This window comes from Massilia solisilvae, assembly GCF_024753215.1.
GTDB classification, from domain to species: domain Bacteria; phylum Pseudomonadota; class Gammaproteobacteria; order Burkholderiales; family Burkholderiaceae_D; genus Telluria; species Telluria solisilvae.
In genome coordinates this window covers 1-13,830 of the sequence record NZ_JANUGV010000012.1, presented here as the reverse complement: position 1 = coordinate 13,830, position 13,830 = coordinate 1, and the positions used below count along the sequence as shown (strand labels likewise).

15 protein-coding genes are annotated in these 13,830 nt (G+C 65.2%); 5 read left to right on the top strand and 10 right to left on the bottom strand.

The window, feature by feature from the left end; all coding sequences use genetic code 11:
• Positions 1-9: 9 nt before the first annotated feature.
• The gene (locus NX773_RS22900; RefSeq protein ID WP_258858547.1) at positions 10-600 is read left to right on the top strand and encodes a nucleotidyltransferase family protein; all 591 of its coding nucleotides are present in this window, start codon (positions 10-12) and stop codon (positions 598-600) included.
• An 84-nt stretch (positions 601-684) separates the two neighbouring features.
• Entirely contained in the window at positions 685-2,508 is a 1,824-nt protein-coding gene (locus tag NX773_RS22895) for a M61 family metallopeptidase (RefSeq protein WP_258858546.1), read from the top strand.
• A 100-nt stretch (positions 2,509-2,608) separates the two neighbouring features.
• On the opposite strand, the gene NX773_RS22890 is transcribed toward NX773_RS22895, so the two are convergent.
• The 8 genes from NX773_RS22890 to rpe all read right to left on the bottom strand — a co-directional run bounded on the left by NX773_RS22890 (position 2,609) and on the right by rpe (position 9,341).
• The gene (locus tag NX773_RS22890) at positions 2,609-2,899 is read right to left on the bottom strand and encodes an energy transducer TonB (protein WP_258858545.1); all 291 of its coding nucleotides are present in this window, start codon (positions 2,897-2,899) and stop codon (positions 2,609-2,611) included.
• A 200-nt stretch (positions 2,900-3,099) separates the two neighbouring features.
• Positions 3,100-3,891 carry an indole-3-glycerol phosphate synthase TrpC gene (gene trpC, locus NX773_RS22885; protein ID WP_258858544.1) on the bottom strand — a complete coding sequence of 264 codons (792 nt, stop codon included), beginning with the start codon at positions 3,889-3,891 and terminating at the stop codon, positions 3,100-3,102.
• Between the two features lie 8 nt (positions 3,892-3,899).
• Positions 3,900-4,535 carry a LysE family translocator gene (locus NX773_RS22880; protein WP_258858543.1) on the bottom strand — a complete coding sequence of 212 codons (636 nt, stop codon included), beginning with the start codon at positions 4,533-4,535 and terminating at the stop codon, positions 3,900-3,902.
• 9 nt (positions 4,536-4,544) lie between these two features.
• Positions 4,545-5,582 carry an anthranilate phosphoribosyltransferase gene (gene trpD, locus NX773_RS22875; RefSeq protein ID WP_258858542.1) on the bottom strand — a complete coding sequence of 346 codons (1,038 nt, stop codon included), beginning with the start codon at positions 5,580-5,582 and terminating at the stop codon, positions 4,545-4,547.
• A gap of 134 nt (positions 5,583-5,716) precedes the next feature.
• Positions 5,717-6,280 carry an anthranilate synthase component II gene (locus NX773_RS22870; protein ID WP_258858541.1) on the bottom strand — a complete coding sequence of 188 codons (564 nt, stop codon included), beginning with the start codon at positions 6,278-6,280 and terminating at the stop codon, positions 5,717-5,719.
• Position 6,281: 1 nt separating this feature from the next.
• Positions 6,282-7,778 (bottom strand): anthranilate synthase component I, encoded by a 1,497-nt coding sequence (gene trpE, locus NX773_RS22865; RefSeq protein ID WP_258858540.1) that lies wholly within the window; start codon positions 7,776-7,778, stop codon positions 6,282-6,284.
• Positions 7,779-7,971: 193 nt separating this feature from the next.
• Positions 7,972-8,670 carry a phosphoglycolate phosphatase gene (locus NX773_RS22860; protein ID WP_258858539.1) on the bottom strand — a complete coding sequence of 233 codons (699 nt, stop codon included), beginning with the start codon at positions 8,668-8,670 and terminating at the stop codon, positions 7,972-7,974.
• Complete coding sequence (gene rpe, locus NX773_RS22855) at positions 8,670-9,341, bottom strand: ribulose-phosphate 3-epimerase (protein ID WP_258824660.1); 672 nt, start codon at positions 9,339-9,341, stop codon at positions 8,670-8,672. Before rpe ends, NX773_RS22860 begins: the two co-directional genes overlap by 1 nt.
• 163 nt (positions 9,342-9,504) lie before the next feature.
• Between rpe and apaG the strand changes: the two genes are divergently transcribed.
• Complete coding sequence (gene apaG / locus NX773_RS22850; protein ID WP_258858538.1) at positions 9,505-9,879, top strand: Co2+/Mg2+ efflux facilitator ApaG/CorD; 375 nt, start codon at positions 9,505-9,507, stop codon at positions 9,877-9,879.
• Here apaG and NX773_RS22845 read toward each other — a convergent pair whose 3' ends face one another.
• Positions 9,880-10,020 (bottom strand): hypothetical protein, encoded by a 141-nt coding sequence (locus NX773_RS22845; RefSeq protein ID WP_258858537.1) that lies wholly within the window; start codon positions 10,018-10,020, stop codon positions 9,880-9,882.
• Between the two features lie 18 nt (positions 10,021-10,038).
• On the opposite strand from NX773_RS22845, the gene mltA reads away from it, so the two are divergent.
• Positions 10,039-11,268 (top strand): murein transglycosylase A, encoded by a 1,230-nt coding sequence (gene mltA, locus NX773_RS22840; RefSeq protein ID WP_258858536.1) that lies wholly within the window; start codon positions 10,039-10,041, stop codon positions 11,266-11,268.
• Here the strand turns inward: mltA and NX773_RS22835 are convergent.
• Positions 11,265-12,521 carry an MFS transporter gene (locus NX773_RS22835; protein ID WP_258858535.1) on the bottom strand — a complete coding sequence of 419 codons (1,257 nt, stop codon included), beginning with the start codon at positions 12,519-12,521 and terminating at the stop codon, positions 11,265-11,267. The two genes, mltA and NX773_RS22835, sit on opposite strands and share 4 nt — an antisense overlap.
• Before the next feature lie 114 nt (positions 12,522-12,635).
• On the opposite strand from NX773_RS22835, the gene NX773_RS22830 reads away from it, so the two are divergent.
• Positions 12,636-13,412: an enoyl-CoA hydratase gene (locus NX773_RS22830; protein WP_258858534.1), complete on the top strand. Its 777-nt coding sequence runs from the start codon at positions 12,636-12,638 to the stop codon at positions 13,410-13,412.
• The last annotated feature ends 418 nt before the right edge of the window (positions 13,413-13,830 follow it).

Here is a 13,830-nt window from a genome sequence, read left to right as displayed (position 1 = left end):
GATGCGACCATGACCCCTGTCGGCATCTTGCTGGCGGCCGGCAGGGGCAGCCGCTTCGACGCCACCGGGGCGCGCAACAAACTGCTTGAGCGCCTGCCCTCGGGCGAACCTGTCGTGGCCAGCAGCGCGCGCCATCTGCTCGCGACCGTGCCGCGCGTGCTTGCCGTCGTGGGGCCACATTCCGGCGACGTCGCCGGCGTGCTGGGCGCGCTGGGCTGCGAGGTGATCATTTGCGACGAGGCCGGGCAGGGCATGGCGGCCTCGCTCGTCCACGCCGTCCGCCATTCGCTGCCCCAGGCACAGGCTTGGATTGTCGCGCTGGGCGACATGCCGTTCGTGCGCCCGGCCACGATCAAAACGCTGTGCGCGGCGCTGGCGTCGGGCGCGGACATCGCCGCGCCGGTATTCCAGGGCCGCCGCGGCAATCCGGTCGGCTTCAGCAAGACCCACCTGGCGGCGCTGCTGGCGCTGGAAGGCGACCAGGGTGCGCGTGCCATCCTGCAGGCGAATCCGGTGACGCTGGTCGAGGTGGACGACCCCGGCGTGGTCGAGGATATCGACGAGCAGGCCGACCTTTCGCGCGGACGCGACAACCGCTGACGCAACCGCGGCCCCGTGTTCATCGCGAGTGGCCGCTGCCGGGCTCTTGCGATTACACTACAAAAAAACCTTTCATCGCAGACCATGAAAAAATCACCTCAGAAGAAGGCGCCGCCCGCGGTCCAGTACACGATCCTGCCACGCGACCTGTCCGGCCACCTGTTCGACGTCACCGTCACCGTGGCCGAGCCGGACCCGGAAGGGCAGGTGTTCGTGCTGCCGGCATGGATCCCGGGCAGCTACATGATCCGCGAGTTCGCGCGCAATATCGTGCGCATCCGTGCCGAGTCGAACGGCCAGGCGGTCAACCTGGACAAGCTGGACAAGCACACCTGGAAGGCGGCGCCGTGCAGCGGCCCGCTGTCGGTCTGGTACGAGGTGTACGCGTGGGACCTGTCGGTGCGCGCCGCGCACCTGGACCAGACCCACGGCTTCTTCAATGGCACCAGCGTGTACCTGCGCGCACTCGGCAAGGAAGAGGCGCCGCACCAGGTGGACATTCAGGCCCCGCAGGACCCAGTCGCCGCCAACTGGCGCGTGGCCACCTCGCTGCCGGAGCTGGGCGCCAGGCGCTACGGCTTCGGCACCTACCTGGCTGCCAACTACGACGAACTGATCGACCATCCGGTCGAGATGGGCGAGTTCGAGCTGGCCACCTTCAAGGCGCACGGCGTCCCGCACGACATCGTGGTCACGGGCCGCGTGCCGAACCTGGACATGGCGCGCCTGCAGGCCGACCTGAAGGCGATCTGCGAGGCGCAGATCGCGTTCTTCGAACCGAAGACCAAACGCGCTCCGATGAACCGCTACGTGTTCCTGACGATGGTGGTCGGCGACGGCTACGGCGGCCTCGAACACCGCGCATCCACGGCGCTGATCTGCTCGCGCGCCGACCTGCCCAGCACCGCCACGCCCAAGGGCAGCGAGCCGGGAGAGGGCTACCTCAAGTTCCTGGGCCTGTGCAGCCATGAGTACTTCCACACCTGGAACGTCAAGCGCATCAAGCCGGCCGTGTTCGCACCGTACGACCTGCAGGTCGAGAACTACACGCCGCTGCTGTGGCTCTTCGAAGGCTTCACCAGCTACTACGACGACCTGATGCTGGTGCGCGCCGGGATCATCGACGAGACGACCTACTTCAAGCTGCTGGCCAAGACGGTCGGCAGCGTCCTGCGCGGCAGCGGGCGCACCAAGCAGAGCGTGGCCGAATCGAGTTTCGACGCCTGGAGCAAGTACTACCGGCAGGACGAGAATGCGGCCAACGCCATCATCAGCTATTACACCAAGGGTTCGCTGATCGCGCTCGCGTTCGACCTGACGATCCGCGCCAAAACCAGCGGAGCGAAGTCGCTGGACGACGTGATGCTGGCGCTGTGGCAGCGTTACGGGCGCGATTTCTACCCATCCGTCGGTCGCGGTGTGACCGAGGGCGAGGTCGAGGCGCTGTTCGATGAAGTGTCGGGCGTGAAGCTGCGCACCATGTTCGAGCGCTACGTGCGTGGCACCGAGGATCTGCCGCTGGCCAAGCTGTACGCGCCGTTCGGCGTCAAGCTGGTGGACGAGCGCAAGGGCACCAAGCCTTCGCTGGACGCCAACGTCGGCCGCGACACCGGCGGCGCCAGGCTCACCGGCGTGCACGAGGGCGGGCCGGCGCATCGGGCCGGGCTGTCCGCGGGCGACATCCTGATTGCGCTCGACGGCATTCGGGTGACGGGCAATCCGTCCAACCTGGACACGCTGCTGGCGCGCTACAAGGTCGGCGACAAGGTCACCGTGCACGCGTTCCGCCGCGATGAGCTGATGAGCTTTGACGTCGTGTTGCAGGGCGATCGGGTGCCCGGAATTTCGCTGTCCCACGCGCCAGGTGGCAAGAAGGGCGCAGCGTTGGCGCGGCCAAGCGAGCGTTAAAAGTGATTCTTGTAGGGTGGGCGGGTCTTTCGCCCACGCGTTCAGATCACGCATACGTCGTTTGAACGCGTGGGCAGGAAACCTGCCCACCCTACACAAGCTATTGCGGCCCCGCCACGCTGCGCAACTGGAACCGGTACTGGTCGTTGAACAGGAAGGTTTCGGAAAACGTCAGTGAATCGCTGTCGGCCAGCAGCCTGGCCGGCTTGGGCAGCGGCCCGCTGCGCCGCATCGAATCGACCGCCACCCGTGACGCATCGGGGTCGCGCGAGCGCTGCACTTCCACATCCTTCAGCTGCCCGTCCTTGTCCACCGTAATGTTCAGCACCACGATTGCGGGCAGCATGGGCGGCAGCCTGCCGCTGAAGATCTGGTTGGGATTGCGCTGCATGACGTGATACGCCACTTGCGTCTTATACGCGTCAAGGCTGGGGGATGGGGGAGGAACCGCCGCCGGCGTGGCGTTGGGATGGAAGATGCGCGACGCCAGCTGCGCAGTGGACGAACTGATGGACTGAACCGAACTACACCCGCACAAGCTGGCCAAAATGATGAGGGAGAAGGCGCTCGTGCGGATGGTCGTGTTCATGGTCAGCCAAACAATCGTCGTAATTCAGCCCCAGGATCGGGCGCGCGCATGAACGCCTCGCCCACCAAGAACGCATGCACGTTCGCGTCGCGCATGCGCTTCACGTCATCGGGCACCATGATCCCGGACTCGGTCACCACCAGCTTGTCGGCCGGGACGCGCGGCAGCAGGCCGAGCGTGGTGTCGAGCGAAGTCTCGAAGGTGCGCAGGTTGCGGTTGTTGATGCCGACCAGCCTGGTGCGCAACTTCAGCGCCGCCGCCAGCTCATCACCGTCATGCGATTCGACCAGCACATCCATGCCAAGTTCCAGCGCACAGGCTTCCAGCTCCGCCATCAGGCCATGGTCGAGCGCGGCCACGATCAGCAGGATCGCGTCGGCTCCCATCGCGCGCGCCTCGTACACCTGGTACATGTCGACGATGAAGTCCTTGCGGATCACCGGCAGCGTGCATGCGGCGCGCGCCTGCTGCAGGTATTCCGTCGCGCCCTGGAAGAAATGCACGTCGGTCAGCACCGACAGGCAGGATGCGCCGCCCGCTTCATAGCTGGCGGCGATCCCGGCCGGGCGGAAGTCCGCGCGCAGCACGCCCTTGGACGGCGAGGCCTTCTTCACTTCCGCGATCACGCCTGCGCGGCCGGCGGCGATGTTTTTGCGCAGGTTGTTCTCGAAGCCGCGCACCGGCTCAAGGCTGGCCTCGGCCTCGCGCCGCAGGCTGGCCAGGTCACGGTATTTCTTGGCGGCGGCCACTTCATCGGCCTTGACCGCGAGGATCTTGTTGAGGATGTCGGACATGATGATTTTCAGTGTTGCTTGGCCAGCGCGAGCTTCACGCCGAGCCAGACGAACAGGCCGCCGGTGGCGCGGTTGAGCCACAGCGACAGGGAGGGGTCGAGTTTGACGCGCTGGCTGGCCTTGGCCGTGAACAGCGCCAGGCCGGTGGTCCACAAGGTGCCGTTGATGTTGAAGATGCAGCCCAGGAGGATGAAGGCCAGCGCCTTGTTCGGCGCGTCCACGCTGATGAACTGTGGGACGAACGCAAGGAAGAACACCGCCACCTTCGGGTTGAGCACGTTGGTCAGGAAGCCCTGCGCGAAGATCTTGCGGTAGGGGAGGGCAGGCAGCGCGACGCGCACCGCCGCGTCATCGCGCTTCTTGCTCATCAAAAGACCAGCGGCCATGTAGAGGATGTAGGCTGCGCCGGCCAGCTTCACGACCGTGAACGCGGTGGCCGAGGTGGCCAGCACGGCGGACAGCCCGAGCGCAGCCGCGAACACGTGCACGAACACGCCCGCGCCGATGCCTAGCGCCGCCGCCACGCCCGCGCGCCAGCCTTGGGTGGCGCTGCGCGTCATGATGAGCAGCGAGTCCGGCCCCGGCATGATATTCAGGAGCAGGCCCGAAACGACGAACAGCGCCAGGTCGTGGATGCCGAACATGCCGCTGCCTTAGCTGGCCGCGCCCAACTGGCGCGTTACCTGCACGAACTGCTCCAGCTTGGCCAGTGCGGCGCCCGACTCGATGGTGGCGCGCGCCTTGGCCAGGCCTTCCTCGATCGACGGGGTCACGCCGGCCGCATACAGCGCGGTGCCGGCGTTCAGCGCCACGATGTCGGTTGCCGGCCCCGGCTCGCCGCGCAGCGCTTCCAGCACCTTGGCCTTGGACTCGGTGGCGTTGGCCACTTTCAGGTTGCGGGTGTGGACCATGTGCAGGCCGAAGTCTTCGGGGTGGATCTCATACTCCCGGATCTCGCCGTTCACCAGTTCGCCGACCATGGTGCCGGCGCCGAGCGAGACTTCGTCCATGTTGTCGCGGCCCCAGACCACCACCGCATGCTGCGCGCCCAGTCGCTGCAGCACGCGCACCTGGATGCCCACCAGGTCGGGGTGGAACACGCCCATCAGGATGTTCGGCGCGCCGGCCGGGTTGGTCAGCGGCCCAAGAATGTTGAAGATCGTGCGCACGCCCAGCTCGCGGCGCACCGGCGCGGCGTGCTTCATCGCCGCGTGGTGGTTAGGCGCGAACATGAAGCCGATGCCGCTTTGCGCGATCGACTGCGCGATCTGCTCGGGCTTCAGGTCAATGTGCGCGCCGAGCGACTCGATCAGGTCGGCCGAGCCCGAGGACGACGACACGCTGCGCCCTCCGTGCTTGGCCACGCGCGCGCCAGCGGCCGCTGCCACGAACATCGATGCGGTCGAGATGTTGAAGGTGTGCGCGCCGTCGCCGCCGGTGCCCACGATGTCGAGCAGGTTGCGCGTGTCGGCCATCGGCACCTTGGTCGAGAACTCGCGCATGACCTGCGCCGCCGCCGCGATCTCGCCGATGGTTTCCTTCTTCACGCGCAGGCCGATGGTCAGGGCCGCGATCATGGTCGGCGACATCTCGCCCGACATGATCTGGCGGAACAGGTGCAGCATCTCGTCGTGGAAGATCTCGCGGTGTTCGATACAGCGCAGCAGCGCTTCTTGTGGGGTGATCGGCATGGCAGGTCCAGTTTCGGTTTGGTAGGGTGGGCAGGTCTCCTGCCCACGCGGCGATACTCAGCAGGGAATCGCCTTTGCGGGGTATCGGAGCCGCGTATCACCGCGTGGGCAGCAAGCTGCCCACCCTACGGGTATCAGCGTTCGAGGAAGTTTTGCAGCATCTTGTGGCCGTGCTCGGACAGGATCGACTCGGGGTGGAACTGCACGCCCTCGATGTCGTACTCCTTGTGGCGCACGCCCATGATCTCGCCGTCGTCGGTCCACGCGGTCACTTCCAGGCACGAGGGCAGCGAGGCGCGCTCGATCGCCAGCGAGTGATAGCGGATCACGGTGAATGGACTCGGGATGTCCTTGAATACGCCCACCCCGGTATGCGCAATCAGCGAGGTCTTGCCGTGCATGACCTGCTTGGCACGCACGATCTTGCCGCCGAAAGCTTCGCCGATGGCCTGATGGCCCAGGCACACGCCCAGGATCGGCAGCTTGCCCTTGAAGTGCTTGAGCACGTCCACCGAGATCCCTGCATCTTTGGGCGACTTCGGTCCCGGCGAGATGCAGATGCGGTCCGGATTCATTTCCTCGATCTGCGCGATCGTGATTTCGTCGTTGCGGTAGGTCCGCACGTCCTCGCCCAGCTCGCCGAAATACTGCACGATGTTGTAGGTGAACGAGTCGTAGTTGTCGATCATTAGCAGCATCTCAGATCTCCCCATCCAGGCCGTCTTGCACTTGCTCGGCTGCGCGCAGCACGGCGCGCGCCTTGTTCTCGGTTTCCTGCCATTCCATCTCGGGAACCGAATCGGCCACGATGCCGGCGGCTGCCTGCACGTACAGGTTGCCGTCCTTGATCACGCCGGTACGGATCGCGATCGCCACGTCCATTTCGCCGCCGAACGACAGGTAGCCGCAGGCGCCGCCGTAGATGCCGCGCTTGACCGGCTCGAGCTCGTCGATGATCTCCATCGCGCGCACCTTGGGCGCGCCGGTCAGGGTACCGGCCGGGAAGGTCGCGCGCAGCACGTCCAGGTTGGACATGCCGTCCTTCAGCGTGCCTTCGACGTTGGACACGATGTGCTGCACATGCGAGTACTTTTCGATGACCATGCGGTCGGTGACCTTGACCGTGCCGGTCTTGGCGATGCGGCCGATGTCGTTGCGCGCCAGGTCGATCAGCATCACGTGCTCGGCGATCTCCTTGGGGTCGGCCAGCAGCTCGTCGGCCAGCGCGGCGTCGCGTTCCGGCGTGGAGCCGCGCGGGCGGGTGCCGGCGATCGGGCGCAGCGTGACCTTCTTGCCACCGTCGGGCAGGGCTTCGTTGCGCACCAGGATCTCGGGCGAGGCGCCGACGATCTGCATGTCGCCGAAGTTGTAGTAGTACATGTACGGCGACGGGTTCAGCGAACGCAGCGATCGGTACAGCGAGAGCGGCGAATCGACGTACGGCTTGCGGATGCGCTGGCCGATCTGCACCTGCATCAGGTCACCCGCCATCACGTATTCCTTGGCCACCGCCACCGCCTTGAGATAGTCCTCCCGGCTGAAGTCGCGCACGGCTTCGGTGCGCACCGAGGCGGTGGTGACCGGGGCGTCCACGCTCCGGCGCAGCATCATGCGCAGGTCTTTCAGGCGCTGGCGACCTTTCGCATACGCCTCCGGCTGCGACGGGTCGGCGTACACGATCAGGTACAGCTTGCCGGACAGGTTGTCGATCACCGCCAGCTCTTCGGTGAGCATCAGCTGGATCTCGGGCAGTCCCAGGTCGTCCTTGGGTGCGCCGCCGGCCAGTTTCTTCTCGATGTGGCGCACGGTGTCGTAACCGAAGTAACCCGCCAGCCCGCCGCAAAAGCGCGGCATGCCCGGCCGTACCGCAACCTTGAAGCGCGCTTGGTACTGTTCGATGAATTCCAGCGGATTGCCTTCGAAGCGCTCGATCACTTCGCCGTTCTTCACCACTTCGGTCAGGTTGCCCGAGTTGCGCAGCAGCGTCCTGGCGGGCAGCCCGATGAACGAGTAGCGGCCGAAGCGCTCGCCGCCGACCACGGACTCGAGCAGGAAGGTGTTTTTGCCGGCGTCCTGGCTCTGGGCCAGTTTGAGGTAAAGCGTGAGCGGGGTTTCGAGATCGGCGAATGCTTCCGCGATCAAAGGGATGCGGTTGTAGCCCTGGTTGGCCAGCGATTTGAATTCGAGTTCGGTCATGCTTTTCTCCGGGCCGCCACGAGGAGGGGGAGTGGCGGTGGTTTTTCAAAAAACCTGCCGGCGAACGAACACAGCCGGCAGCAATCGTGTTGGGTCAGTTAGCCCAGGATTGCCAGCGTCGCCACAGCCAGGCCTCATGGGCGCCGGTCAGGTTGACGGTGTGTTTTTTCGTGAAAAACATGGAGTTGTGAGGTTAGTTTGTAGTGCCGTTGTGCGCTTCGATCAGTTTCGCGGCGTCAAACAGCGTGTCTACTATACCATCGGAATCAATTTCGTGTACAGGCCGTCCATGGTTGTACCCGTATGGCACCGTCAATACGAAGCAACCGGCCGCGCGCGCGGCCTGGGCGTCGTTGGAGGAGTCGCCGATCGCTACCACCTGCTGCGGCGCAAGGTCGAAGTCGCGGCAAACCTGCAACAGGGGCAGCGGATCGGGCTTTTTCTTCGGCAGCGAGTCACCGCCGTAGACCAGCTCGAAGTACGGCGCCAGTCCTTTTTGCGCCAAGAGCGGGGTGGCGAAGGCGATCGGCTTGTTGGTCACGCACGCCAGGCGCAGGCCAAGCGCCCGCAGCGCCTGCAGCCCTTCCACCACGCCGCCGTACAGCGCGCTGCGCTCGCCGTTGATGGCCAGGTAGTGGCGTTGGTACGACGCCATTGCCTGGTCGTACAGTGCGGCCGCGCGCTCTGGCGGCAGGTCGAGCGCGAGGACGTCGCGGATCAGCTTTTCCGAGCCTTTGCCGACCATCGGTTCGATGGTCTGCTGGCTGATTGGCGCCAGGCCCAGTTCGGCGCGCATGCCGTTCAGGGCCAGTTCGAAGTCCGGCATGGTGTCGAGCATCGTGCCGTCCAGGTCGATGATGGCGGCGCGGATCGCCGCTGCGCCCGGGCGCATCAGGCGCGCACGGTCGCGAGCTGCGCGCGCATGGCGTCGATCACGGCCTTGTAGTCGGGTTTGCCGAAGATGGCCGAGCCGGCCACGAAGGTGTCGGCGCCGGCGGCAGCGGCGGCGGCGATGTTGTCGGCCTTGATGCCGCCATCGACCTCGAGCATGATGTCGCGGCCCGATTCGTCGATCAGGCGGCGCGCGATCGCGATCTTCTTGAGCGCTTCGGGAATGAAGGACTGGCCGCCAAAGCCAGGGTTCACCGACATAATCAGGATCATGTCGAGCTTGTCCATCACGTGCTCCAGGCAGTGCATCGGCGTGGCCGGGTTGAATACCAGGCCGGCCTTGCAGCCGTTATCGCGGATCAGCTGCAGGGTGCGGTCGATGTGCTCCGACGCCTCCGGGTGGAAGGTGATGATGTTGGCGCCGGCCTTGGCGAAATCGGGGATGATGCGGTCCACCGGCTTGACCATCAGGTGCACGTCGATCGGCACCTGCACGTGAGGGCGGATCGCCTGGCACACCAGCGGGCCGATGGTCAGGTTGGGAACATAATGGTTGTCCATCACGTCGAAGTGGATAATGTCTGCGCCGGCGGCGACGACATTGCGGACTTCCTCGCCGAGGCGCGCGAAATCTGCCGACAGGATGCTGGGGGCGATGCGGTAGGTGGTCATGGATTGCGGGTGCGGTTGGTCTGAACCCGTTATTTTACGCCGTTGGCGCCGCCTGCTGCGCGGAACGCGCGCTGGCGCGTCATTCTGTATGATGGCGGCTCGATGCCGGGTGTCGATCGCCGGCCTTGTACACAAGAGCAAACGGATAACACAAGGAAAACCGATGCCCGTCTACGACTTCACCGTCACGGTCAGGACCCAGTACCTGCCGGAGCAGTCCGACCCGAACCGGACCAACTTTGTGTTCACCTATTCCATCACGATCAAGAACACCGGCACCGTCGCCGCGCAGCTCATTTCGCGCTACTGGACCATCACCGACGCCAATAACCATGTGCAGAAGGTGGCGGGCCTGGGTGTGGTCGGGCACCAGCCGCTGTTGCAGCCGGGCGAGCAGTTCGAGTACACCAGCGGCACCCAGATCTCGACGCCGACCGGCTCCATGGTCGGCTGCTACTTCTTCGTGGCCGAGGACGGGCACCGCTTCGAAGCGCCGATCCCGGAGTTCGTGCTGTCGCTGCCCAAGACCTTGCACTGATCAGCTGCCGGGCGTATCGTTTTCGCGATGCTCGGCGCGATCTTTGCGCCCACCGGGCTCGCGGCCCGAGAACATCGTCCACCAGACGATGAACACCAGCAGGAACAGGGCGCCAAAAGCCTCCAACATCAGTATCCACATATTCTTCTCTCACGTCTTATGCTGACGACTCGCCGCAGTTTACCCGCTTTGCTTGCCGCCGTCGCCTGGCTGCTGGCCGCATGTACCACGCCCGTGCAGCAGCCTGCGCAACCGCAGCCCAAGCCCCCGGTCACGATGCCGCCGCCGGTCGGCCCGGTCGCCGTGCCCGAGGTCACCCCGGCCAAGCCGGAGCCGGCGCCCCTGATGACACCGACCACGTTCGAGCTCTTGCCCGGCTGGCGCGAGGACGACCCGCGCCAGGCCTGGCCCGCGTTCATGGCCTCGTGCAAGGCCCTGGGCAGCCGCGCCGAGTGGCGTCCTGCCTGCACCTCCGCCCGGGTGGTCGATGGCGGCGACGCTGGCGCGGTCCGGCGCTATTTCGAGAGCTGGTTCGTTCCCAACCAGATTCGGGCCGCCGACGGTTCGGACACGGGCCTGATCACCGGCTATTACGAGCCCATGCTCCACGGCGTGCGCAAGCGGCATGGGGCCTACCAGACGCCGCTCTACAAGGTGCCGGATGACCTGCTGACCATCGACCTGGCCGCCGTCTACCCGGACCTGAAGGGCAGGGTGCTGCGCGGCCGGCTGGCTGGCCGCAAGGTGCTCCCCTACAGCACGCGGGCCGAGATCGAACGCGCCAACCTGCCCGGCAAGGAGCTGGTGTGGGTGAACGATCCGGTCGAAGCGTTCTTCCTCGAGGTGCAGGGCTCGGGCCGGGTCAGGCTCGACGACACCGGCGAAACGGTGCGCATCGCCTACGCCGACCAGAACGGCCATCCATACAAGGCAATCGGCCGCTGGCTGGTGGAAAAGGGCGAGCTGACGGTCGAGCAAGCCACCGCGCAGGGGATCAAGGCGTGGATCGCGGCGCACCCGGAGCGCAGGCAGGAGCTGTTCAACGTGAACCCGAGCTACATCTTCTTCAAGGAAGAGAAACTGCCCGACCCGGGTGTGGGGCCGAAGGGCGCGCTGGGCGTGCCGCTCACGCCGGCCCGTTCGGTGGCGATCGATCCGAAGTTCCTGCCCCTTGGCGCGCCGATCTTCCTGTCCACCACCGAGCCGGGTAGCGAGGCGCCGATGCGCCGCCTGGTGATGGGGCAGGATACCGGCGGCGCCATCCGGGGCGAGGTGCGGGCCGATTTTTTCTTCGGCTTTGGCGACGGCGCGGCCGACAAGGCGGGCCTGATGAAGCAGCGCGGTTCGCTCTGGGTGCTGCTGCCCCAGCCGGCCCCGCGCCAGCCTTAATCCCTTACCTTGCGCAGGTCGCCCGCCGAGGCGGCCAGCACCAGGGCCAGCGCGCCCACGCCAACGCAGGCCAGCCCCGTGCGCACGCCAAATCGTTCGCCCAGCAGGCCCGCGAGCATGGAACCGACTGGCGCCATCGCCACGGTTAAAAAGCGCATGGTCGCGATCATCCGGCCCAGCATCGGGTCCGGCGTGACCTTCTGGCGCAGCGCGCCGTAGGGGATGTAGAACAGGGTGGCGCCAAAGTCCACCCAGAACATCGCCACCGCATACACGCCGGCCGTCGCGGTGACGCTGCCCCACAGCGCCGCGGGAATCGCCGGCATCAGTACCCAGCCGATCGCCGAGCCGATCTGGCCCAGCAGCAGCACCGGGCCCACGCCAAAGCGCAGCGTCAGCGGCTTGACGAGCAGCGAACCCGCCAGCACGCCAACGCCGCCCAGCATCTGCGCGGTGCCCATCACGCCGGGCGGCAGGCCCAGCACGCGCAGGGCGAACAGCACCTGCAGCGCGTTAAAGCCGAAGAACATCAGGTGCCAGCCGCCGGACACCCACGCGAGCTTGCGCAGCAGGCGGTGGTTCCAGACGAAAGCCAGGCCGTCGATCATCTCGCGCACCGGGTGCGTGTCCTTGCGTTCCGGCTGCGGTTCGCGCGAACGGATCATGCGCAGGTTCAGGAGCGACACCGCAAATCCGGCTGCGTTACACAGCACCGCAAGCGGCGCGCCCACCACCTGCACCAGCGTGCCGGCGATGCCCGGGCCGAGCAGGCGGGCGGCCGACTCAGTCGATGCAAAGCGCGCCTGGGCATCCACCAGCTTGTCGCGGCCGACGATAAAGGTCAGGAACACCTGCTCCGCGCCGCCGCCAACCACATAGCCGGTCCCGATCACGAAGCCGACGGCATACAGCCAATGAATGGAAAGGGCGCCGAACCACCACGCAAGCGGCACGCTCGCCAGCGCAATGCCGACCAGCGTATCGCTGCACAGCATGACGGGGAGGCGCCGGTGCCGGTCGAGCAGCACGCCGACCGGAAGGTCGAACAGCAGGAACGGCAGGGTCTCGCAAGCGGCGAGCACGCCCATCTGGCTGGACGAGGCATGTAGCAACAAGGCGGCGCAGACCGGCAGGGCCAGCATCGTGATCTGGGCGCCGAAGTTGGTCAGCGCATTGCTGAGCCACAGGTGGCGGAAGTCGCGGCTACGCAGCTTGTCGTTGGCGGCATCGGCTTCAGAGGTCACGGTGGTCATGGGCCGGGAGCTCGCGCATGTTAATAAGAGAGCAATGATAGCAGCGCGCGTTGCCTTTTTTAACAGGGGAGGCGCTACAATCGCTTAGTTCGACAACTTACGAAAGGGTGTCCCATGCAATACGCAGACCTGCTGATCGAAAACCACGGCAAAGTCGTGGTGATTCGCCTGAATCGCCCCAAGGCGATGAACGCGCTGAACGACAACATGATGAACGAGCTGGGCGACGCCCTGTACAAGTTCGACGCGGACCCGTCCGTGAACGTCATCGTCCTGACCGGCAGCGAGAAGGTCTTCGCCGCCGGCGCCGACATTGCTGCCATGGCGAACTACACCTACGCCGACACTTACCCGGGCAACTATATTGGCCGCAATTGGGAGCACATCCTGAACGTGCGCAAGCCGGTGATCGGGGTGGTTGCCGGCTACGCCCTGGGTGGCGGCTGCGAGCTGGCGATGATGTGCGACATGCTGATTGCGGCCGACAGCGCCAAGTTCGGCCAGCCCGAAATCAAGGTGGGCGTCACCCCGGGTGCCGGCGGCACCCAGCGCCTGCCGCGCACGATCGGCAAGTACAAGGCAATGGACATGCTGCTGACCTGCCGCATGATCGATGCTGCCGAGGCCGAGCGCAATGGCCTGGTGTCGCGCGTCTTTCCGGCGGACAAGGTCATGGAAGAGGCGCTGGCAATCGCTAACAGCATCGCGGGCATGTCGGTCTCGGTGGCAATGGCGATCAAGGATTCGGTCAACCGCGCGTTCGAAACCACGCTGACCGAAGGCGTGCGTTACGAACGCCGCTACTTCCACGCGGGCTTCGGCACCGAGGCCCAGAAAGAGGGCATGTCTGCTTTCCTGGAAAAGCGCGCACCCAACTTCGAGGGCAAGTGATGGATGCCGCGGTGCTTGCCAGGAATGCAAGCCTGAAAAAAGCCCTTGCGCAGCACCGCGGCGCTTTGCTATAGTTCGGTCCCTCGCGAGAAACACGCAGCAAATCAACCGGTTGCGAAGGACTTGTGAGGTAGTGTCTGAATGACACGATGTAAAAAAGAAGTTGACGACGAGCGCGAAACACTGCATAATCTCACTTCTCTGCTGCTGACGAACAAAACGATTCGCACGATGCAGCAAGGCAGCATGATCTGCCTGTTCTTTAACAACAAACAGTCGATAAGTGTGGGCGTTTGATGAAGGTGCCAGCTGACTTCGGTTAGCTGATTACTTAAAAAATCAAATGTTCACAAAAAATATGAACACTTCGCAAGAAGTGATTCGTCAGTATTTTGAGTGAGCGACTCCGACTTCGGTT

Bases quoted from the DNA above. Each gene is read 5' to 3' on its own strand.
- NX773_RS22860 (WP_258858539.1), bottom strand. From the start codon at position 8,670: ATGCGCCCGGGCGCAGCGGCGATCCGCGCCGCCATCATCGACCTGGAC.
- rpe (WP_258824660.1), bottom strand. From the start codon at position 9,341: ATGACCACCTACCGCATCGCCCCCAGCATCCTGTCGGCAGATTTCGCG.
- NX773_RS22895 (WP_258858546.1), top strand. From the start codon at position 685: ATGAAAAAATCACCTCAGAAGAAGGCGCCGCCCGCGGTCCAGTACACG.
- NX773_RS22880 (WP_258858543.1), bottom strand. From the start codon at position 4,535: ATGTTCGGCATCCACGACCTGGCGCTGTTCGTCGTTTCGGGCCTGCTC.
- trpE (WP_258858540.1), bottom strand. From the start codon at position 7,778: ATGACCGAACTCGAATTCAAATCGCTGGCCAACCAGGGCTACAACCGC.
- NX773_RS22870 (WP_258858541.1), bottom strand. From the start codon at position 6,280: ATGCTGCTAATGATCGACAACTACGACTCGTTCACCTACAACATCGTG.
- NX773_RS22835 (WP_258858535.1), bottom strand. From the start codon at position 12,521: ATGACCACCGTGACCTCTGAAGCCGATGCCGCCAACGACAAGCTGCGT.
- NX773_RS22890 (WP_258858545.1), bottom strand. From the start codon at position 2,899: ATGCAGCGCAATCCCAACCAGATCTTCAGCGGCAGGCTGCCGCCCATG.
- NX773_RS22830 (WP_258858534.1), top strand. From the start codon at position 12,636: ATGCAATACGCAGACCTGCTGATCGAAAACCACGGCAAAGTCGTGGTG.
- apaG (WP_258858538.1), top strand. From the start codon at position 9,505: ATGCCCGTCTACGACTTCACCGTCACGGTCAGGACCCAGTACCTGCCG.
- NX773_RS22900 (WP_258858547.1), top strand. From the start codon at position 10: ATGACCCCTGTCGGCATCTTGCTGGCGGCCGGCAGGGGCAGCCGCTTC.
- trpC (WP_258858544.1), bottom strand. From the start codon at position 3,891: ATGTCCGACATCCTCAACAAGATCCTCGCGGTCAAGGCCGATGAAGTG.
- mltA (WP_258858536.1), top strand. From the start codon at position 10,039: ATGCTGACGACTCGCCGCAGTTTACCCGCTTTGCTTGCCGCCGTCGCC.
- NX773_RS22845 (WP_258858537.1), bottom strand. From the start codon at position 10,020: ATGTGGATACTGATGTTGGAGGCTTTTGGCGCCCTGTTCCTGCTGGTG.
- trpD (WP_258858542.1), bottom strand. From the start codon at position 5,582: ATGCCGATCACCCCACAAGAAGCGCTGCTGCGCTGTATCGAACACCGC.